16 protein-coding genes and 2 pseudogenes are annotated in these 20,649 nt (G+C 36.5%); 8 read left to right on the top strand and 10 right to left on the bottom strand.

Going from position 1 to position 20,649, the window contains the following annotated elements; translation table 11 throughout:
* The first annotated feature begins 801 nt into the window (after positions 1 to 801).
* Together LEP1GSC059_RS03850 and LEP1GSC059_RS03845 are read left to right on the top strand one after the other, a co-directional pair.
* A complete protein-coding gene (locus tag LEP1GSC059_RS03850) occupies positions 802 to 2,631 on the top strand; it encodes an alginate export family protein (RefSeq protein WP_017214590.1) in 1,830 nt (609 codons plus the stop codon).
* A 28-nt stretch (positions 2,632 to 2,659) separates the two neighbouring features.
* Positions 2,660 to 3,664, top strand: a complete 1,005-nt coding sequence (locus LEP1GSC059_RS03845; RefSeq protein WP_017214589.1) for a sulfate ABC transporter substrate-binding protein — start codon at positions 2,660 to 2,662, stop codon at positions 3,662 to 3,664.
* 1,051 nt (positions 3,665 to 4,715) lie between these two features.
* Here LEP1GSC059_RS03845 and LEP1GSC059_RS03840 read toward each other — a convergent pair.
* On the bottom strand, positions 4,716 to 5,126 hold the full coding sequence (locus LEP1GSC059_RS03840) for a 6-carboxytetrahydropterin synthase (protein WP_002178902.1): 411 nt from the start codon (positions 5,124 to 5,126) through the stop codon (positions 4,716 to 4,718).
* A 127-nt stretch (positions 5,127 to 5,253) separates the two neighbouring features.
* On the opposite strand from LEP1GSC059_RS03840, the gene LEP1GSC059_RS03835 reads away from it, so the two are divergent.
* Positions 5,254 to 5,481: a DUF1858 domain-containing protein gene (locus LEP1GSC059_RS03835; protein WP_004426278.1), complete on the top strand. Its 228-nt coding sequence runs from the start codon at positions 5,254 to 5,256 to the stop codon at positions 5,479 to 5,481.
* Between the two features lie 177 nt (positions 5,482 to 5,658).
* Here the strand turns inward: LEP1GSC059_RS03835 and LEP1GSC059_RS23965 are convergent, their stop codons facing one another.
* The 8 genes from LEP1GSC059_RS23965 to LEP1GSC059_RS03800 form a co-directional block, all read right to left on the bottom strand.
* Complete coding sequence (locus LEP1GSC059_RS23965; RefSeq protein ID WP_017214588.1) at positions 5,659 to 5,955, bottom strand: hypothetical protein; 297 nt, start codon at positions 5,953 to 5,955, stop codon at positions 5,659 to 5,661.
* Positions 5,956 to 5,977: 22 nt separating this feature from the next.
* Entirely contained in the window at positions 5,978 to 6,481 is a 504-nt protein-coding gene (locus LEP1GSC059_RS23960) for a hypothetical protein (RefSeq protein ID WP_017214587.1), read from the bottom strand.
* A 28-nt stretch (positions 6,482 to 6,509) separates the two neighbouring features.
* Complete coding sequence (locus tag LEP1GSC059_RS03825) at positions 6,510 to 7,319, bottom strand: hypothetical protein (RefSeq protein ID WP_017214586.1); 810 nt, start codon at positions 7,317 to 7,319, stop codon at positions 6,510 to 6,512.
* A gap of 171 nt (positions 7,320 to 7,490) precedes the next feature.
* On the bottom strand, positions 7,491 to 8,996 hold the full coding sequence (rodA, locus tag LEP1GSC059_RS03820) for a rod shape-determining protein RodA (RefSeq protein WP_004442073.1): 1,506 nt from the start codon (positions 8,994 to 8,996) through the stop codon (positions 7,491 to 7,493).
* Positions 8,983 to 10,926: a penicillin-binding protein 2 gene (gene mrdA / locus LEP1GSC059_RS03815; RefSeq protein ID WP_017214585.1), complete on the bottom strand. Its 1,944-nt coding sequence runs from the start codon at positions 10,924 to 10,926 to the stop codon at positions 8,983 to 8,985. Before mrdA ends, rodA begins: the two co-directional genes overlap by 14 nt.
* Position 10,927: 1 nt before the next feature.
* Positions 10,928 to 11,440, bottom strand: a complete 513-nt coding sequence (gene mreD / locus LEP1GSC059_RS03810; protein WP_002178675.1) for a rod shape-determining protein MreD — start codon at positions 11,438 to 11,440, stop codon at positions 10,928 to 10,930.
* Positions 11,437 to 12,534: a rod shape-determining protein MreC gene (mreC, locus tag LEP1GSC059_RS03805; protein WP_017214584.1), complete on the bottom strand. Its 1,098-nt coding sequence runs from the start codon at positions 12,532 to 12,534 to the stop codon at positions 11,437 to 11,439. Before mreC ends, mreD begins: the two co-directional genes overlap by 4 nt.
* A gap of 62 nt (positions 12,535 to 12,596) precedes the next feature.
* Entirely contained in the window at positions 12,597 to 13,619 is a 1,023-nt protein-coding gene (locus LEP1GSC059_RS03800; RefSeq protein WP_000575569.1) for a rod shape-determining protein, read from the bottom strand.
* A 190-nt stretch (positions 13,620 to 13,809) separates the two neighbouring features.
* Between LEP1GSC059_RS03800 and LEP1GSC059_RS03795 the strand changes: the two genes are divergently transcribed.
* Complete coding sequence (locus LEP1GSC059_RS03795) at positions 13,810 to 15,372, top strand: Ppx/GppA phosphatase family protein (RefSeq protein WP_002178676.1); 1,563 nt, start codon at positions 13,810 to 13,812, stop codon at positions 15,370 to 15,372.
* Between the two features lie 143 nt (positions 15,373 to 15,515).
* Positions 15,516 to 15,903: pseudogene (locus LEP1GSC059_RS24605) on the top strand (DUF6984 family protein).
* A gap of 388 nt (positions 15,904 to 16,291) precedes the next feature.
* Here LEP1GSC059_RS24605 and LEP1GSC059_RS03780 read toward each other — a convergent pair.
* Positions 16,292 to 16,816 (bottom strand): Hcp family type VI secretion system effector, encoded by a 525-nt coding sequence (locus LEP1GSC059_RS03780; protein ID WP_017214582.1) that lies wholly within the window; start codon positions 16,814 to 16,816, stop codon positions 16,292 to 16,294.
* A 1,003-nt stretch (positions 16,817 to 17,819) separates the two neighbouring features.
* Here LEP1GSC059_RS03780 and LEP1GSC059_RS03770 point away from each other — a divergent pair.
* The 3 genes and pseudogenes from LEP1GSC059_RS03770 (at position 17,820) to LEP1GSC059_RS03760 (ending at position 20,609) form a co-directional block, all read left to right on the top strand.
* Positions 17,820 to 18,509, top strand: coding sequence for a DNA alkylation repair protein (locus LEP1GSC059_RS03770; RefSeq protein ID WP_155243397.1), 690 nt, complete (start codon positions 17,820 to 17,822; stop codon positions 18,507 to 18,509).
* A gap of 1,002 nt (positions 18,510 to 19,511) precedes the next feature.
* Positions 19,512 to 20,048 (top strand): DUF1564 domain-containing protein, encoded by a 537-nt coding sequence (locus LEP1GSC059_RS03765; RefSeq protein WP_036057013.1) that lies wholly within the window; start codon positions 19,512 to 19,514, stop codon positions 20,046 to 20,048.
* A gap of 111 nt (positions 20,049 to 20,159) precedes the next feature.
* Positions 20,160 to 20,609, top strand: a pseudogene (locus LEP1GSC059_RS03760) (hypothetical protein).
* Positions 20,610 to 20,649: the final 40 nt, after the last annotated feature.

The raw sequence follows: 20,649 nt of genomic DNA, 5'->3' as shown, positions 1-20,649 counted from the left end.
CGAATCCGGCTGCTATAAGCAGCCGGACCGGGCTCTCCGCTCTGGTCGATAAATTGTATGCAAGAAACTTAATACAACATATTGTCCTTAGGTTCAATTTAAAACGCGATCCGTAGAAAGCCATAACCTTACCCACAAGTTGAATAGGATTTTAGAATCAAAATTGAACTCAGCAAAACGTTTTCCTGAACTCAGCGTCTCGCTCCCCGAACTCAGCAAAACGCTTTTTACGAAAGCGTTTTAGGTCGTTCGACAGGTCGCGTTTGAAACTAAAGCACAACGCTCTCTATGAATCGCGTTGTGGGCTCAAAAACACACATTTTTCAAGTGTTCCGACAAGAATGAGTCTTTTTACTTGCAAAAAGTATGTTTTTCTGATAGAGAAAAGTCTTCCGAACTTCTCCACCTGAAATTGCAACCCATGGGAAGCAATTCATTGAGTTCCCACATTTTTTTATAGAAAAATCAGATTCTATAAAACGGATTTTTTAAATCCGAACCTTAAAATTAAATTTCTTTTTACAAAAAGTAAAATTTGATTTTAGAATAAAACACAAATCATCTCATTTACCAAAATTAAGACATATTTAACTTATAATAAAAATTTCTTTTTTAAAATGAGAATTTTATCAGATTCATTAAAATTCAAATAAAACAGAATTTTTCTTTTTTAAATTAAAAATTTTTCAATATAATAGTATTTTTTTCATATAAAAGATAAAATTCCAATATAACGAATAAAGTATTGACTTAGAAAATAAAAACCTATTTTTTGGTAAAAAATTTTTAAGGAGGGTCAAAATGAAAAAGAATGTAACTTTTAAAGTATTAACCGGAGTTCTCTTCCTTTGCTGCGTAATTCCATTCAATCTATTCTCTCAAAATTCCAAAAAAGAGAAAACAAACGGCCCGGTACTTAACTTAGATCCTCCTTCAGATGTGAAATATGAAGAACAACTAAATGACGGAAAAGGAATTCCTGAAATCCAAGAAGAGCTTGCTAAAGAAGAACCTTATAAAAGTCCCTACAAAGGAAAACTCCCAGGAGAGTTTATGAAGTCCATGCTTCTTTCTCCAGAACACCAAGAAGCGGTAAGAAGGACGGACAAACTTTGGTTTGGAGATATTTTTAGAACTGGTTTCCAAGTTCGTCCTCGTTTTGACTACAGTCATAATGCGGATTTTGATAAGCGAACTCAAGATGATAGAAACTACGCGACTCAAAATTCTCAGGTTTTTTTCGTTGTCGACCCAAACCCATACGTCGCCGCTAAAGTTACAATTCAAGACGTTCGAGTTTTTGGAGGTGAACAATCTCGTAAAGACGGACAACTCGGTTATTTAGGTCTTTCTAACTCTGCTGGAATAGAACTAAACTCTGCTCCAACTACAAACAATTCCGTAAGTATTAAGAACAATACGGATTTACGAGAAGGTTTTGTACAATTGAAAAACTTCGCGAACGGTTTCGAAATTTTTATCGGAAGGCAGATTTTTGGTTTTGGTGATAACAGATACGTTGGAGGAAGAAACGACGGACAAACCGGCAACTCCTTTGACGGAGCTCGGTTAAAATACAATTCCAAATATTTCAACTCGGAAGCGTTTACCTCTATCATTGCGGAAGACTCAAATGCCGGAGCAGGAAACAACACCGCAAACGGTGTTAAACGAGGAACGGTCAACGATACTTATCTTTCTGGCTTATACAATACAGTTAAGTTCGAAGATTTTCACGTAGATCTTTATTACTTCAACGTAGATAGAAAATGGGAACAAGGTCCAAACCCAGTCACTAGTCAAGATAGAACCAGACAAAGAGACGATTTAAATACCGTAGGATTTCGTTTAACAAATAGAACGGATAACAACCGTTTGCCGAAGACCAAAGCTTGGGATTGGACCTTGGAAGCCTCTTGGCAGTACGGTTACAATGGTCAAAGAGTCAACGCAGGTTGGGACACACTCAAACAAACCGTAGACGGAAACCCTAATTCTAAAAGACTTTATACGGAAAGGGTAGAATACGATTCCAAATTTTTTATCGCTCAAACCGGTTATACTTTTTTTGATCGCTTCCGCGTGGGAATTCAATATTCGATCGGTTCCGGAGATCCTAACCGGACAGATAATAAAATAGCTACTTATGACGCCTCTTTTGCTACTAGATCGGGAGGGTTTCCCTACTTTGATTCTGGAAACGGTATTGCAAACGCCACCTTTTGGTCTAACACAAGAACCAAATCAATTCACCTGATGTATAACTCTCTAAATTACGGTAGATTTATATTCGTAGTTTATGATATTCAAAAGGCTTCTGTAAACGACGCGTGGTATTCCTCCGGTGGTACCGCAAATACGGGGCTTACTACAGAAAACTCTACCGGCGCGGCATTCGGAGGATATAAGTTAGGAGAAAGAGGAGGTAAACGCCTTTTTTACGAACTCGACTTGATCTATCAATTTTATCTCAAGGACTACGTATCTATTTGGACCGGAGGTTCTTATCTTCTGGCAGGAGACGCGGTCAGAAACGCAAGAGTGAACCCTTGGGCTCCGAACATAAACGACAGATATACATTGGATAACAGATCTTATAGTTTTTTTCTGTTCGTTCAATTTGCAATGTAATTCATAAAATCTAAATTAGGAAATCAGTATGAAAACAAAATTTTTTAAAACTACCATCATTGCTCTTCTTACAATGATCTCGAACTTAGGGCTCTTTGCAAAAGACGTAAATCTACTTAACGTATCTTATGATCCAACGAGAGAACTATACGCCGAGTATAACAAACTTTTTGCAAGTTATTGGAAATCCAAAACTGGAGAAGAAGTGAGAGTCAACCAATCTCACGGTGGAAGTGGTAAACAAGCAAGATCTGTGATTGACGGTTTAGAAGCGGATATTGTTACTCTTGCACTCGCATACGATATAGACATCATCGCGTCCAAAGGTCTGATTTCTAGGGATTGGCTTAAAAGTCTTCCAAACAATAGTACTCCTTATACGTCTACAATTGTGTTTGTAGTCAGAAAAGGAAATCCTAAGAATATAAAAGATTGGGGCGACCTGGTTAAATCTAAGGTAAGTGTTATTACTCCAAATCCTAAAACGAGCGGAGGAGCCAGATGGAACTATCTCGCCGCTTGGGCCTTTGCACAAAAAAAATTCAACAACGATACAAATAAGGTTCAAGACTTTATAAAAACATTATATAAGAATGTTCCAGTTTTAGATTCAGGAGCCAGAGGTTCTAGTAATACTTTTGCACAAAACGGAATCGGAGACGTGTTGATCGCTTGGGAAAACGAATCCTTCCTCATTTTAGAGGAATTTGGCAAGGACAAATACGAAGTAGTTATTCCATCTTTGAGTATTCTCGCCGAACCTCCCGTAGCAATCGTGGAAAAAAACGCAGATAAACACGGAAATTTAGAAACCGCGAAAGCTTATCTCAAATCCCTTTACTCTGAGGCGGCACAAGAAATTATCGCCAAACACGGTTATCGCCCTAGAAACCAATCCATACTTAAAAAATACGAGACCAAGTTCCCAAAACTGGATCTAATCACAGTAGATGGACATTTCGGCGGTTGGCAAAAGGCGCATAAAGATCATTTTGCGGATGGCGCTTCCTTCGATCAGCTCTATGTTAAATAAAATCGATCGATCATTCTTTCTAATTGAAAAAATAAACCATATAGATTATTCAAATATTATAATAGAGTAACAGTAATACAAATTCTTATTAGAGTTATTGAAAAATTAATTCTTCATCTATTTCTGTTTTATAAAAATAGTCGATTGAAACAGTTTTATCAATCTGAATTATGAAATTTTTCAAAAACTCTAGTATAAAGGAACGTTTGAACCTAACTCAAAATAGGCTGCTCTTTTTGAGGAAGATCCAATCTAACTTTCAGAAAATGATTATAGTATTCTTGTCGAGAGTAAAAACACCCGAGTTAGATGTTTGGTTTTTTAAAATAAAACGTCGTAGGAATTATTACTTTTAACGTGAGTTCGGTATAACTAATGCGAAAGCGATTATTATACTGCGATCCATAGAGAACAGCTGTGAGTTTAAAAATTCTGAAGGAATTGGAGTGAAAGAACTCAATGAAACACTTTTTACGAAAGCATTTCAGGTCGAGAGTTCATTTTAGCTTTGAAATATGCGAGCTGCAACGACACCTCTAAGAAGTCATTGTATTGAGTTTTTTTATTCACCCAGATTTTCTTACGTAGAGCTCACAACTTTTAAAAGAGAACTCCAAATCATTGAACTTGCGTTAAAAATTGTAATTTGTAGTAGTTTTTACATTTTACAGTTTAAATCGTAAAAAAATTTTAAAAAGAAAACAAACTTGTAGACCCATACTTTCTTAAAATTTTACAATCACGTTATGTGAAATTTAAAACCTAGCACAATCTAGTTTTACTTTTTTAAAAAATTTTCTATAACCAATTCATCTAACTTTAAAAATATGAATAAATAAATTTTCAATTTCTATAATATAATAAAATACGAAAGCGATGATTTTTACAACTTCGTTGAAAGTCGAATAACAAACTCAATCTCGCTTTCTATGGATCGCGAGATAATGCTCTGCTGCCTTTTGGCAACATCCCTTTTTACGAAAGCGATGATTTTTACAACTTCGTTGAAAGCAAAAGACAACACTCTGCTGCCTTTTTGCAACATCCCTTTTTACGAAAGCGATGTTGGCTCAAAATAGGCGAGGTTTTCTGGACCCTCATGAATGACAATTCGATCCACTCTTCCCCCGGCGGTATGTACACTTTCCTTGAGATAATGATAAAACCATCTTGCAATGTTTTCAGACGTAGGATTGATTTTTTTAAATTCTTCTAAATCGTTAATTAGAATATGATCTAACTTCCCTACAAGCTCTTTGAGTTTTTGTTTGGAAGTAAGAAAATCAAAACTGATTCCGTTATCTCCAATATTTTTTTTTCCAGAAAGATAAAGTTCTACCTTCCAAGAATGTCCATGAATTGGTTCATCCGATCCGTCCGGAAAATATTTGTAGAGATAATGTGAGGATTCAAAACGTTCCTCGATTCGAATATAAAATCTTCCTGATTCTTCAAAAAACATAGATCTTGACTTTCTTTCCCACGTCTATATACTGGAATTCCGAGTTCATTTTGTTTCAAAGGAAAACATTTCTCGCAATTTGCAAAAATAAAATATTCCGTAGAGTTTTAATGATAGGAGATATTCAATGACAGAAGTGGTCAAGCCAAGATTTTATAAGGAAATGACTGTGGGCGAAGCAATGACGGTTCACCCAGAAGCAGGACTTGTTTTTTCAAGCTATCATTTAGGTGGTTGCTCCCACTGTTCCATCAACGAACTTGAAACCATAGAACAAGTTTGTATGGGTTACGGCGTGGAAGTAGACGTCCTTATCGAAAGTCTAAACAATCTTCTCGAAGATTCGGAAGACTAAAAAAATATCCCGGAGAAAAATCGTTTCTCTGGGTTCTCTTTCTAATTCTTCTTTTTAAAATCCTTTCTCAATCAACGGTAATAGTTTTAGTTCCTTTATCCTGTCATAAAAAGGGACAAAAATCGAAGGCACGTTAGTTGTTTATCGTAAGTTTCAGGACGCGTTCTATCAATAGAATTAAAGCTTAAGAACCCCTTGAGCATATTCTTCAGGATCAAACACAAACAAAAAACGATTAATCACGGACAATAAAGCGGGGAGACTTCCGTCAATTTGACGACGTACAAGCATTCCAATCCATCGTTCGTCACATTCCTTTTTTTCCGAATCTATCGCCAATTTAAACTCATATTTTGAGCACACCAATTCGTCGGCAATTTTGTGAGATGTCTCCGCTCCGTCAAAATCCGAACGACTAAATGCGGTAGCCCGATACTCCCCGACTATTTTACGAAATCGTTCTTTGTTTTGCATAATTTCACGGATGATCGATACTTTAATTCCGAAACCATTGTTTTACGTCTGCATCATATGTTTTTTGTATATTCGAACTTCGAAGATAAGAATCGCGATCATCCAATATTATTTTGAACAATAAGATCAACGCTGAAGAATTATAAAAAACAAAAAAGCTGCCGTTTGGTAATTTTTCGATCTTTGTTACGATGGAAATACCAGTCAACGCTTGCGTTGCGGAACCTAAAATCTTAGCGTCTTCAAAACTCCAGTGCAGTAAAGTATTTTGAAAACAGAACGTATTATTACAATCACTTGCGCTAAGACGAAATCCCGACTCTTCGAGCAGGGCGTAAACCAAAGCGCTTTTGACAAACATCCAAGAAGGGTCCTTGCCCATAAATTCCCACACTAAATCTTGTTTCGATCGGGCAATAAAATCCTGTAATGAAGAAGAGAATTTAGATTCTTTAGTAAACCCGGCAAATCCGAAGAAGACTATAAATAGAACCACAAACACTTTTGTAATACTTTTTTGAATCATAATATTATTTCATTGGTAGAAATCAGAACTAGGCTTCTTCTACTAAGCGAGCTGGAATATAATAATAACGAACTCCGGCCTTTCTAAAATAACTCCGAATCCGATTGTCCTCGCCTCGAACTTCGGTTCCGTCGAGAGGTTTTAAACCTTTTAAAAACGTTCCCTCGTTGATCTGTAATATTTCGCCTAACGTATCAAATCGATAAAATTCAAGTCCAGACTTCCTTTTTAGAACCAATAAGTTCATGGTTAGAAAGTTTTCATTCCTATATTCCTCTTCAGAAGGTCCGTAAACAAACGAACTTGGAAATATTCTATAAACCGAACCTTTATATTCCACTGTATTTTTTCTTCGATCTAAATCCTTCAGTACGGTATAAGAAGACCAATCGGTTACGAAATAAATCGTTCCACAGAGAAACGTTATATAATATTTTCCTTTTTTACTTGTAGCAACTACTCCGGAAGAAATCACATCTCCAGAAGAATAGTGTTTTTGTGCGATCCTTTCGAGTCGGTTCCGAAGTGATTCGTCCAAAAATTCCACAGAATCATTTCGTTTCATCTTCCCGAGTTGATGATAAATTTTATCAAACTCTTGTTTTTCGTATCCTTTATTTTTTACGAAAGTCTCTAGTTGTTTTTTCAGATTTTTAAGCCGAATTTGAAAATAAGGCGAATCGTTTTTTCCAGCAAGTTCAAACATCTCTTCCCAAAGACTTTCCAATTCTCTTATCTCGTCTTTTTGATCGAAGGTTCTTTTTTCTACCTCCTCCAAAATGACTTCAAACTTATGTTTTAAATCAAAGAAAAATCTGGAATCTTTTACTGGGTCCATAGAAGTAATTCTAGTATCGGATGATCACTGTTTTTTTTAGAGTCTTCAAAAGAATTTATACGCCAGCGATTTGAAACGGGTTTCATTGAGTTACTCTGGACGCGGAACGCGACCACAAAGTGACCGAAGTATTAGCGAAATCGCGGTTCTTTCCATAAGGCCGCCCCAAGCTTAATTTGCGTGTTTTCTACTTTTGATCGAAAGTATAATTCCAACCGCGATCATAGACATGATCAAATGCGATCCCCCGTAGCTCATAAAAGACAAAGGTATCCCAGTCACCGGCATCAGTCCGATCACGATTCCTATGTTGATTGCCATATGATAAAAAAGTAATGCTACAATTCCGGACGCAAGTAATGATCCGAATCGATCTTTACTTTCGTAACTGATCTGAAGTCCTCGAAGTGGTATCGAGAATAAAAAGAACAATAAAAATACAGATCCTAAAAATCCGGTTTGTTCCGCCCAGGACGCAAAAATGAAATCTGTACTGGATTCAGGCACGTGTGGGATTCTTCCTTCGGTCATCTCTGCGTTCATCAATCCTTTTCCGAAAAATCTTCCCGATCCTACCGCAGGTTTAGAAGCTCTCAAATGATAACCGGCACCTTGTTTAAATTCTTCCGGATTTAAAAACGCTGTTAGTCGAATAACTTGGTTTTCTCGAAACGGAACCGTTTTCATCACTACAACTGCAGAGATCAGACTGATTCCCAAAATCCCAAGAGGTATATAATATTGTCTTAATGTTTTACTTCCTCTTGCAATTCGAATTCCTACCATCACTATGCTTGCGATCAGAAACAAAGCCCCAAAGGTTAAAAGTAATTTTTGATTGGAAAAAATCTTAAAGAAAAATCCCCCTTCCACTTCCACCACCTGATCCACTACTTCTTGCAGTGCATTTAGAGTTTTAGGCGTTAGGTTGGCCGTTTTTACGTCCTTTCCGTCAAGAGCGAGCCATATTTTTCCTCCGAGTCTATTAACAACGGACAAAAGATCGGTCTTTCCAGTTCGTTGTAAGAAGTCGGAGATGTCGTTGATCAAAGTCAGTTTAGAATATTCTACAAACATTGGAACCATGAGTGTAATTCCTCCAAACGCGAGCAAGGATCCTATATGTAATATATCAGCCCCTCCTAAAAAAAGCATCGTAAACAAAATCGGCAAAAAAGATACTGCAGTTCCAAAATCTGGTTGTAACAATATAAATATCATTGGAACGATTACGATGACAAACGGAATCGATAAGACCATGAGGTTCCTCATATCCTTTTCTTTTAATACCATGAACTGTCCCAAGAGAATCACCGTAGATAACTTCGCGAACTCAGAAGTCTGAATCCCCACGGGACCCAGTTTGATCCAAGAACGTGCGCCCCTTCCCGAAGGTAGATAACCAATTCCAGGAATCAAAGTGATCATCAATAGAAAAACCGTAAACACGTAGATCACGAGTGCATAAGCACCTAACAACTGATAGTTGATTCTAGACACGAAATACATGATCACAAGTCCGATGATAAAATAAAATAACTGACGATACCATTTTCCAGGCCCGTCTTCAACATTTACTTCCTGACTGTACAAAGTAGCCACACTACAAAGTACGACGATTACTACCGAAATTACTAAAAAGTAGTCTATCTTTTCTATGGACTTATCTGGCTTCAAGAGTTTCCTCCTGTCCGATCTTAGGTTGAGGATTTACTTCTTGCGTTTTTTTGAATGTTCCCGGCGGAAAAGCCGCATGAAACATTTCCCTCGCCACAGGAGCGGCTCCGGCGGCTCCTCCAATTCCGTATTCCACAAACACAACAACTAACACTTGTTCGCTGGCGGGAGCGTTTGCGGGAGCATACCCTACAAACCATGCGTGATTGGAAGCAGAAGCCCCTCTTCTTCTAGTCTGAGCGGTTCCGGTTTTTCCAGCTATTTCTGGTAAAAACGGCTTGTTCAATACGTGTGCGGCCGTTCCACTTTTGACCACAAGTTTCAATCCTTCTTTAATCGCCTCAACCGAAGATTGGTTGATTGGTATATCCCTTAAAATTTGAGGTGTGGTTCTATTGATAATAGAATTATCTACCGGATCTCTAATTTCACTTACTATATACGGTTGATAGATTTGTCCTCGGTTGAGCAATCCCATATAAAAAAGAGCCATCCCCATCGGAGTGGTAGAAATAAATCCTTGTCCGATCGAAAGATTGATCGTATCTCCATCAAACCATTTGGTTCCATAAGTTCTTTTTTTCCATGCAGAAGAAGGTACAAAACCGGTGACTTCATCCGGAAGATCCACCTTGGATTTGTTTTCCAATCCGAAAAGTCTGGAATAATTTAAAATTGCGTCTGATCCTAACTTATATCCTAAATTGTAAAAATATACGGAACAGGATTTTTGCAAAGCGTGCGCAAGATCATTTGTTCCATGTCCTCCCTTTTCCCAGCATAAAAATACTTGATCCGGAACTCCTGCAAACGTTGATTTCAACACAAAACTTCCGTTGCAAGAAAACGTAGTCTCTGGGGTATATCCTATCTTGTGTTGACTTTCCAATGCAGCAAGTGCAACTAACGTTTTATAGGTGGAAGCAGGTGGAAACTTAGATTTAATCGCGAGGTTTAAAAGTCCTCCGTTCGCTTTGACTCGGTTGTAGTGTGCGTTTCGATCCGCTCTATTTTTTCCGGAAAGTATATTTGGATCATAACTAGGATTAGACACCATCGCCAAAATTTCTCCGGTAGCAACTTTAATAGCGATCGCGGTTCCTCTACTTCCTTTTAAAGCTTTATAAGCGGCGATCTGTATATCCTTGTCTATTGTTAGAATCAGATTATTTCCAGGAGAAGAATGTTCTACAACACGTTCTTCTTCTATATTTCCTTCGGAACTTCTTTTTTGAATTCTAAATCCGTCCACTCCTCTAAGTTCTGAATCGTATTCTAGTTCCAATCCGTCCTTTCCTAAATACTGATACGATTTAATTTTTCCAGAAACTAGATCATTTCTAGTAGGTTTACCAATATAACCGGTCACATGCGCAAGAGCGGGACCCATTTTGTAAACTCTTCTCGGAGAAGGAAGTAAAACGATATATTTAGATATATTATCAAATACTGATATTCTTTCTTGTTGTGCGGTACTGATTCCTTCTAAAAGTACGATCGGTTTTTTAGACTTTAAGTTTCTAGAAAAACGAGGTTCGATCAATTCATCTTGGTAATAAGAAATTGGTATTGAAAGAGTTCTTGCAAATTCTTGAATGAACGCTTTTACGGAGACAGGGTCATATTTGAACAAAGAAGTATTTAATATTACGTCCAAGGAAGAGTAGTTCGATACGAGCGCCATAGAAGTTTCGGGGGTAAGAAAATTTCGATCGAACATCTGGCCTCTAGCCGCGGGCATAATTTCACTTTTTCGTACAAACTTTTCCGCCTTAAGTGCGTTATCCGTTCCGTTTAAAATCTGCAGATTGAATAACTGAAATATAAACGCAGCAAGAACAAATACTACAAGTCCGGAAAAAGTATAAAGACGAAGTCTAAAACTTTTTTCAAGTCGGTATTCCGACGCAGACTGAGCTCCACCTAACAACTTACGCGTCCCCCATATGATCCAATTGATAGATCCAAGTCAGAGCGTAAAAAAAAGCTGGTGCAATGAGTGCGTTAAACAAAGAAGTAAAGAATAAGGAATAACTCATATTCTCATGAAAAAACAAGGAAAACAAATAATACGTAGCTACTCTTGTAATAAACGTGATCAATAAAGAATAGATCGTAATCGATAGATAATTTTCATGATAAGCAGAACGAGCAAATTTTCCGACAAGATAACCGATCAGACAAAAGGTCAAAGAATGAAGACCGATCTTATACGTGACTACATTCCCCGCGGAAATTTCTCCTCCGAGTCCCGAATCGGTCAAAAGACCTCCGAAAAATCCGATCCAAAGTCCGTAGAGAGGTCCCTTTCTCAAGGCAAAAAAAAGTACAAGCAAAATCATAAAGTCCGGTTTAATCGCGGAACCAATTTCAAATAAATTCGAACCATTTAAAAAATGAGCGATTAAGATTCCGATCGCGATTACGAGTTTTTCTAAGATCATTGTAAATCTTCCTCGTTCGATGTGGACGGTTGATTTTTAGTTTCGTTTGTTTGCGTCTGATTCGTGTTAGGTGTTTTAACTTGGTTCTCTTTTAGACGATCCTCTCCTGGAAAATTAAGTTCTCCGAAATAAGGATTTTCGATCGTGATATTTTGTCCTTCTGGCCAAGTTTCCAACCATTTCTCAGGAAGTTTAAGAAGGATAGTCACACTCTCTAACATCTCAAATCGTACAAAAGGTTTTAAATAAGCACTTTTGAAACTTCCGTTTCTAGGTCCTTCTTCTGTGATAATTCCAACAGGAATCCCAAAAGGAAATACCCCACCACCACCGGATGTATAAACCGGTTTACCAATTTTACTTAAAGATTCTGCATATTGAATCATCTCGCTCGGTCCCATCGGATATTCTCCAAACACTCTAGGATCGATGATAATTCCGCTATCTATATAATTCAAAAGGGCTTCGGTTCCTCTTCCCGAATTTCCGGATAGATTGGCCCATAGATTTGTATCCGGCATGGATATTCCCATGTTGAAATTAGAATTGATGAGTGGTTGAACTACCGCAGAACCTCCGGTCACCGCAATTACTTTTCCTACAAGCGCTTCTATAATTGCCCCTTTTTGATCCACGGCTCTTGCGGTCACGGGCATATAAGGTTTGATTCCAGAATCGGAACCCTTGTCTATGATGATGGTTCTATAAATGGAATTGAGACGGACAGATAATACTTCTGCCTTGAGGCTGGAATATTTTTGTCTACTATGAAACTTAAGTTCTTTTCTAAGTGCGTCGTTTTCTCGATTCGCCTTTTCTAAATCTTGCGGAAGCAACTTATAGTCTTCCATAACGGCCACACAAGAATCCCTTTCTTTACGTATAGTTTCGAAAGATTCTAACTTATTGTAAGCGCCTTTGAAAAACCCACCGAAAGAATCAATAGAACCAGAGACTACGTCTCCTACTCTTTGAAAGCTGGCGATTCCTCGAACGATTACGTTACTCCGAAAGGTTAAAGAGAGAATAGAAAATAAAATACAAAAAAGGAGAGAAAGAGTCTCTTTACTTCGGCTGAGTTGAAACCATAACATCGATTCTTCTTTTTCTCCCGGATCCGTTTCGAACCAAACTCGTTCGAAACGTTAGCGAGTTTTTAACGTATACCTGGTTTGATATACTTTAACTCGTCCAGATACTTTCCGGTTCCGAGTACAACACAAGTAAGAGGGTTTTCCGCACGAAATACCGGAACCCCAGTTTCTTTGGAAAGATACATCTCCAATCCTCGTAATAGACATCCACCACCGGTTAGAACAATTCCTCTTTCTACTATATCCGATGCAAGTTCGGGAGGAGTTCTTTCTAAAACTCGTTTGATCCCATCTAAGATTTCGTCAGTAGGTTCTTTGAGAGCCTTACGAATTTCATTCGACTCCAGTTCTAAAGTTCTAGGAAGTCCGGAAATCGCATCCCGCCCACGCACTTCCATCGTTTCCGCTTTTTTTTCCGGAAATGCGTTTCCTATGGTGAGCTTAATATCTTCTGCAGTTCTTTCTCCTACCACTAAGTTATATTGGTTTCGGAGATATTTGATGATTGCCTCGTCGAACTCGTCTCCTCCGGTTCGAATGGATTCCGCAATTACCATCCCGCCTAACGAAATGACTGCGATTTCGGTCGTACCACCGCCTATGTCTACGATCATATTTCCTGCGGGTTCGTTAATTGGTATATTGGCACCGATCGCCGCAGCGAGAGCTTCTTCGATCAAGAAAATTTCTCTCGCGCCTGCTTGTTCTGCAGATTCGCGTACAGCGCGTCTTTCTACTTCTGTAATTCCGGACGGAACTCCGATCACAATTCTAGGTTTTACGAATGTAGTGCGGTTATGCACCTTTGCGATAAAATAACGAATCATTTTTTCGACGGTTTCAAAATCTGCAATCACGCCGTCTTTCATTGGACGAATAGCAACAATTTCTCCTGGAGTACGTCCCAACATCCGCTTTGCTTCCTGCCCTACGGCGAGGACTTTACCGGTAGCAGCGTGAACCGCAACAACGGAAGGCTCGGATAAAACGATCCCTTGTCCTTTAACATGCACCAGTGTATTTGCCGTTCCTAGATCGATTCCCATATCGTTAGAAAACAGGGCATAGAGATTATCAAAGATCATTTCAGGTACCTTTCAACCGCGAAGGTTTTTGTCTTTATTATCTGCTCAGAGTTAAAAATTCTTCAGAATTTTCTTCGTCGGACAGGTTTCAATAATTTCAATGCTTTGGTTCCCGGCAACCTCAAAACAAAAAATTCAGAAAACAAATTAAGCTGGATTCGATTTTAGTAGCAAAGCATTCTGTTCAACCATGGTTCAAGAAAAACCTCTCGCCGCCATCGATCTTGGCACCAACTCATTTCACATGATCATCGTTCGAGTTCGAACAAACGGAACTTTCGAAGCAATTGCTAGAGAAAAAGAATCAGTTCGCTTAGGTAATAGGTTGCAAGAAAACGGGCCGATTGATCCGGAATCATTTCGAAGAGGAATCGATTGTTTAAAAAGATTTAAAATCTTAGCAGAAAACGCAGGAGCAGAGATCAGAGCCGTTGCTACAAGCGCACTGAGAGAAGCTTCCAATCAAGAAGACTTTCTAGAAACAGCATATCAAGAAGCAGGTATATCCATCGATGTAGTGAGCGGTTATGAAGAAGCGCGTCTGATTTATTTCGGAATTCTTCAGGGAATTCCAGTTTTTGATCGAAAGATCATGATGATCGATATAGGTGGAGGAAGTACTGAGATTTTAGTAGGTCATAGAGGAAATATTTTATTCTCTAAAAGTTTTAAACTGGGAGCCATTCGACTTTCAGAAAAATTTTTTAAAGAAGAAACTCTTTCTAATTCGGATGTTCGTAAATGTAGACTTTACATCGAAGAAATGCTTCTTCCTTTTCGAAAGATTCTCAGAGATTTAAAACCGGACTTAGTGGTAGGTTCATCAGGAACTATCCAATCAATCGCAGGTATGATTTTAATATCCAGAGGAGAAACAGAAGAAATCTCTTTAAATAATTTTTCATTTACTTCTTCCGAATTTAAAAAAATACGAAATTTAATTTTAGAAGCGGATACTTCTAAAAAAAGATCCAAGATCCCAGGCTTAGATTTTAAAAGAGCGGATATAATCGTTGGGGGAACCTTAATCTTAGAAGAGATTTTTGATATTGCAAACGTTCCCGCTCTAACCGTTTCCGAATTTGCTCTTCGAGAAGGAATTGTATACGATACAATTCGCAAGTGGGAACATTTCGAAAGTACGGAACATTCCAAACACTTAGACGATATACGTCAAACAGCAGTTCATAATTTTATGAAATCCTTTTCTAGAGACGAAGAATATTCAAAACACGTCGCTGAATTAAGTCTTCAGATTTTTGATCAATTAAAGAATCTGCATAAACTGGATCAGGAACAAAGAGAACTTTTAGAAGCCGCGTCTCTTCTTCACGAAATCGGTCAATCTATTTCCCATTCTGCCTATCATAAACATAGTTATTATATGATCCGAAATTCGGAAATGCTTTTGGGTTTTACTTTTTTAGAAATTGAAATCATTGCTTTAACCGCTCGTTATCATAGAAAGAATACTCCTAAAATTAAACACAGGGAGTTTAACAAACTTGCGGAAAAAAATCAAACTTTAGTATGTCAACTTTCAGCAATCTTAAGAATCAGTTCAGCTTTAAATCGAAATCGAGGCGGACTAGTTTCTTCGGTAGTTTGTAAAATCGAAAAAAATCAGATTCGTTTTATTTTAGAATCCAGCAAGGGCTACGATCCTTCTTTGGAAATTTGGGCAGCGGAAGAACAAAAGATCGCTTTTGAAGAAACGTTCGGTTATTCGGTGGAATTTGTTACGGGAAATTAAAGACAAAAGTGATTATTACACTACGATATAAAGTGCAATTTCTGAGTTTTGGCGAGTCCGTTGCATTGAGTTTTTATTCGTCAAAATTTTTTACGCAAAATTCACTTTATCTTAAGATTTTTATTTAGAAACATGCAATTTTTATGATAAAGAAAAATTTTTCTCACTCCTCTGAATCGCGAACTCTCAAACCGGAAGAAAAAGATTTTTTACTTGCGATTATTAGTGAAGATGATCCAGAATCGATCGGTTCTCGGTCAATTGGATTCGATTCTTGTTCAAGAACTTTCGGATGGTCACATGGGTTCAATCCGATTCATTCAAAGCGTATGTAAAAATACAAATCGCCAATTCAGTCGAAAATGGAAAGAAGTTCAGTTTTATGATGATGACGGAGTTTTGGTCCTTGCCTCGATTCTTCTAGACAAAAATGGCTGGGCTTTTGAATTAGAAATTTGGAAAACTAATTTCAATCCCCTGATACGTTTTCCTAAAAAACATGAGTTCGACATAAAGAATTCATCTTTCTGAAAAAAGTTTGGATCTGAACTTTATGGATCATGTGAGAACTATTACAAAAACTAAATAATTAAAAATTTGTAATCTGACTTAATTTGTTGGAACTACTGCAAATCGCGATTTTAAGAGCATATTTTAAAATTGCAGAAACTCACATTTTTGAAAACCTTCTCATTTTCTTTAAGCCAAACTCACGTTAAAAAGGAGTATTCTTCGATCGCTCCACTTTAAGATTAATACAATTGAAATAGAATATTCAAATTTACTTACGTTTCTTTACGAAGAACCTTAATTAATAAACTTAAGGAAAAATACATTTTTTCCTTAATCAAATCGAAATTTTCCATACATCAGTAATTTTGTTTACGTCTGCAAAAACAAACGTAAACAATTTCAATTCCTAATTTTTAGGAACCTTTCCTGTAAATGTTTTTGTTTCCAATTTTCCGGTAGAAGAAGGAGCGGTAACGGAATATCGAATAGAATCGAAAGTGAAGGTTATATTTTCAATAGGTCGATCCCCTCCGCCACTTATGTTGACACTGGTGATCACTACATTGATTAGTTGAACTTCTATAGCTTTGTAAGTAGATGGTCCGCTTTTACTTTTTTGATAGTAAGTTAAGGTTATTTCTGGAACCGTTTCTCCGCGCGTGCATTTTTCTAACAAATATGCGGAATGTAAATCCACGAATCTTGAAATCGTATAATCCTGATAAATCGGTCGATAACTAGGCCCCTCCGCCATAAGAGGCATCGATACTCCATGGTTATAATTAAGAACCTCAAATTGTATTTTATCTCCTTCCTTTGGAGTGGAAGAATCCGTAATTTTCAAAATGAGTTTATTAACGAGATCTACGTCTTCCGCATTCAAAGGAAAGATCAACAAGAACATAACTAAAAAACAAAAAGTCTTTAACATTTTAATTCTCCAATGGATTTATAAGTTAATATAAGATTCTCGAACATTTTCGAAAATATCGTTTATCAATCCAATGGAAACGGAAGTTATTTTTCTATTCGATTTTTTTCAACCAAAAGATAGATTTTGTTTTTGTCGGTAAAGATTTGATTTCTTAAATAACGTGAGCAGGGCGTAAGAGGTTCGATTCGTTTTATAAAAACCTAATTTTTCCATAAAAAATAAATGTGGAATCCCTCGATTCAAATCACAAAAAATGAATGTTTAAAAATTGATTAGAGTTGCTAAAAAATCTATTTCTTTTGCATGGAAACGGTCGGTTAAAACAATGTTGTTAATCTGAACTGTGGATTTTTCAACAACTCTATTATACGGCTTAATTTGTGGGAACTATTACAAATCATGGATTTACCAGTTAAACTTTGAAAATTGTGGGAGCTATTACAAAAAGAATCATCGTCCAATCAGATTTTTACACAAAATCGTTATTTTGCAGCCATTATCAAAATTTAAATCCTATTTTAATGTAAGTTCTGATTGAGAAAAAATTTTTTAAAAGTATGAGTTCCTACAATTTTAGAATTTTTTCTTAAAATCGTGACCCGTGGTAGTTCCCACATTTTAGGAATCAATCTGTAAAGTTCAGATCCAAAAATTTTTCAGAATCATGGGTTCCTTTAGGCCGAGCTCACGTTAAATAAACTTTATAGTTTGTCCTAAAATCTTAGAATGAATCATTTTGGAACCTTCAATAAAAATGCTGGAGTTCCCACAAAATAAAAAATATTTGCTCCGACAAACTAACTGGATTTTAAAAATATCTTTCAAAAAGAAAGTGCAAATGAAATTCTGGTCGATCCAAGAACCAAATTTTTTGTCCATACAACTAAAAATGGAATGTAAATATTTCAGATATAACTTTATTGAAAAATCCATCATACATTGATGGCAAATTAAAAACATTCAAAAAATAGGATATTCTAATATGACTACAGAACAAATTATGAAAGCTTTAGAGAAAATGGGGACACCGTCTGTCAAAAAAATATTTATCAATCACGGAGCGAAGGAGCCACTTTTTGGAGTCAAGATAGTTGATCTCAAAAAAATCCAGAAAAAAATTAAAAAGAATAATGAGCTTTCATTAGAACTTTATAAAACTCTAAATGCAGATGCCATGTATCTCGCAGGACTGATCGCAGACGAAAAAAAAATTCAAAAAAAAGACTTACAATTTTGGGTAAAAAACTCTACTTCTCCTATGATCAGCGAATGTACAGTTGCTTGGATCGCAGCGGAAAGTAAATACGGTTTAGAACTTGCAAGAGAATGGATCGAATCTGAAAAAGAAAGTATCGCTTCTTCCGGATGGAGCACTTTCTCCAGTTTATTATCGATCCTTCCAAACGATCAAATTGATTCTAAAGAAATTTCTAAAAACCTCAAAAGGGTAGAATCTAAAATTCATAAATCTCAAAATCGAGTAAAATACTGCATGAACGGATTTGTAATTGCAGTCGGAGGTTTTTATCCTCCTCTTTTTAAAGAAGCTTTAGAAGTTGCCAAAAAAATCGGAAAAGTAGAAGTAATGATGGGTAAAACTGCCTGCAAGGTTCCAAATGCTCCGGAATATATTTTAAAGATGGAGAATATGGGAAAAATAGGAAATAAAAAAAAGACGGCGCGTTGTTAAGTCCAAATTTAGAATCACTTAGAATGGTGAAAATCCTTCTGATGTAAATTGAAAGGGTGATACTTGAACTTCCTTCAAAAAAACTTACAGAGGAATTACAAATTTTTATAATTTTGTAAGAACTACTACTCAGATCTATATAATAAAGTATTAATATTTTATACTGAAATAGTATTCTGGAATCAAAATGAACAACACTCAGTTTTACAGAAATCAGTAAGTTTAACGTGAATTCGATGTAAGAATCCTAGGTCTATTTTTTCGTAAAAAAATAGACGTGGGAACTCTCACAAATCGTGGATTTACCAGTTAAACTTTGAAAATTGTGGGAACTACTATAAGAATCATCGTCCAATTAGATTTTTACACAAAATCGCTATTTTGCGGCCATCATCAAAATTTAAATTCTATTTTAACTTGAGTTTGGCGCGTGTAAACGAGAAAGTATTTTCTTAAAGTATGAGTTCCCACAATTTTAGAATTTGTTCGTAAAATAGTGACTCGTGGTAGTTCCCACATTTTAGGAATCAATCTGTAAAGTTCAGATCCCAAATTTTTTCAGAAAAATGAATCATGGTCGAACTCATGTTATTTTAGCGTGGGGTTCACGTAAGAAAATCAGGTCTTGTCCCAAATAACTTCTTCTACGAAATCAGATCTATATGAACTGCATTGTAAAAAATTCTTTCAAACAGCATCAAGGGAAGTAATTCGTGGGAACTATTACGTTTATAGTAATTGAATTTAAAGTGAATGTAGAATTGAAAAATCATCTTGATTCTTGAAATGTGGGAACTACTGCAAATTTATGTTATACTGTTGATTTAGAACGTGCAAGAAACTACACTATTAACATTAAACTCAGGTTATTTTAAAAAACTATATTCTAAAATTATAATAAGCCTAGGTTTCTCTGTTTTTGGCCTTTGAGTTTTTTTGAAATATGTGATTTTTTTGATTCAAATTTGATCCGTTTTACTCCTTGCGAGAACCGTAATGAGTATGGGTGTTTTATTACTCAACTCTGACCATGAAATTAGTTCTGCACTTCAAAAAGATCCTTCCGAGACTGTGACTCTTTTGATTCCGGAAGATATTTGGCTTCTTTTTCCTGAAAAAGACGTTAAGTTACTTACTAAAAGAATTCCTGCGCTTTTGAAAATTTATGGGAAATATCTTTCTTCGTCGGAACTTCTCGGTAAAAAGGCAGGTAGAACTTTATATCAACCTAGTCCAGGTAAATTAAAAATGAAACGAATCAATGTTCGTGTTCCTTCCGGAAGTTGGACTCTTTTGGAAACGTTGGCTCAGGCTCATGGTGTGTCTAGGTGTTATCTTTTTAATTATCTTTTGAAATTGGAAGCTCTTGGGGTCGGGAATTCTATCTTGAATACGGTTCGGGCGGGAGTTCCCACATTTCACTGGTCTTACAGTTATATCCTGCACTTAGACCTGCCAAACAACCGAGTAACTCGAAAACTACACTGTGAACCAGAATCCTATTTTTATGCTTTAGATCTAGAACGGTTTTCTACATAAAATCACTGTTAGACGATCACAATCAAATTTAGAGATTTCAGAAAATAAATGAATTTTTACCAATTATTTAGAATATAGGCACTTCTTTAAAAAAGCGCGGTAAATCCCCAAATGAACAAACACAAAAAAACATTTTCAAATGTACAAACAGTAATATTCAGTCTGATTTTTTTGATTTTAATTGCAAACTTAACTTCTCACCAGACAAGCCAATCTTCTCAGATAAAAGTTCCGAAATCAATAGTCTCCTTAGTAATCAATCACTCAGAAATTGTCAAATTTCTTCATCCGAAAGTAAAAGGCCGTCTACCACTGATTCTTTCAGATCATTTATTAGAATCGAACATAAAACTTTCCAAATTCGAAAAGTCCGTACAAATTCTTTCCGACATTGAAATTGGTTCTCGGCCACATATTCGTTTCCTGAGTTTTCAAACAGATGATCGTCATGCAAAAACTACAATAGAATACCAAATCGAATGACTCCGTGCTACCTTTTACTTTAAGCTTGGAAAAAATGAAATTTGGAATATTAAAAAAACAATAATTATAGAAAAATAATACGATTTCACATTTTTTAAAAATTTCAACAACTCTAATA

The organism is Leptospira noguchii serovar Panama str. CZ214, assembly GCF_000306255.2.
Lineage (GTDB): Bacteria > Spirochaetota > Leptospiria > Leptospirales > Leptospiraceae > Leptospira > Leptospira noguchii.
Note: the sequence above shows the minus strand (reverse complement) of the source record. Positions and strands in the feature narration are given on the sequence as shown.

Coding starts and splice junctions, on each gene's coding strand:
- LEP1GSC059_RS03840 (WP_002178902.1), bottom strand. CDS start 5,126: ATGTTTTTTGAAGAATCAGGAAGATTTTATATTCGAATCGAGGAACGT.
- LEP1GSC059_RS03780 (WP_017214582.1), bottom strand. CDS start 16,816: ATGTTAAAGACTTTTTGTTTTTTAGTTATGTTCTTGTTGATCTTTCCT.
- LEP1GSC059_RS03835 (WP_004426278.1), top strand. CDS start 5,254: ATGACAGAAGTGGTCAAGCCAAGATTTTATAAGGAAATGACTGTGGGC.
- LEP1GSC059_RS23960 (WP_017214587.1), bottom strand. CDS start 6,481: ATGATTCAAAAAAGTATTACAAAAGTGTTTGTGGTTCTATTTATAGTC.
- LEP1GSC059_RS03850 (WP_017214590.1), top strand. CDS start 802: ATGAAAAAGAATGTAACTTTTAAAGTATTAACCGGAGTTCTCTTCCTT.
- LEP1GSC059_RS03765 (WP_036057013.1), top strand. CDS start 19,512: ATGGGTGTTTTATTACTCAACTCTGACCATGAAATTAGTTCTGCACTT.
- LEP1GSC059_RS03825 (WP_017214586.1), bottom strand. CDS start 7,319: ATGGACCCAGTAAAAGATTCCAGATTTTTCTTTGATTTAAAACATAAG.
- mreD (WP_002178675.1), bottom strand. CDS start 11,440: ATGATCTTAGAAAAACTCGTAATCGCGATCGGAATCTTAATCGCTCAT.
- LEP1GSC059_RS03770 (WP_155243397.1), top strand. CDS start 17,820: ATGAAAGCTTTAGAGAAAATGGGGACACCGTCTGTCAAAAAAATATTT.
- LEP1GSC059_RS23965 (WP_017214588.1), bottom strand. CDS start 5,955: ATGCAAAACAAAGAACGATTTCGTAAAATAGTCGGGGAGTATCGGGCT.
- LEP1GSC059_RS03795 (WP_002178676.1), top strand. CDS start 13,810: ATGGTTCAAGAAAAACCTCTCGCCGCCATCGATCTTGGCACCAACTCA.
- LEP1GSC059_RS03845 (WP_017214589.1), top strand. CDS start 2,660: ATGAAAACAAAATTTTTTAAAACTACCATCATTGCTCTTCTTACAATG.
- mreC (WP_017214584.1), bottom strand. CDS start 12,534: ATGTTATGGTTTCAACTCAGCCGAAGTAAAGAGACTCTTTCTCTCCTT.
- LEP1GSC059_RS03800 (WP_000575569.1), bottom strand. CDS start 13,619: ATGATCTTTGATAATCTCTATGCCCTGTTTTCTAACGATATGGGAATC.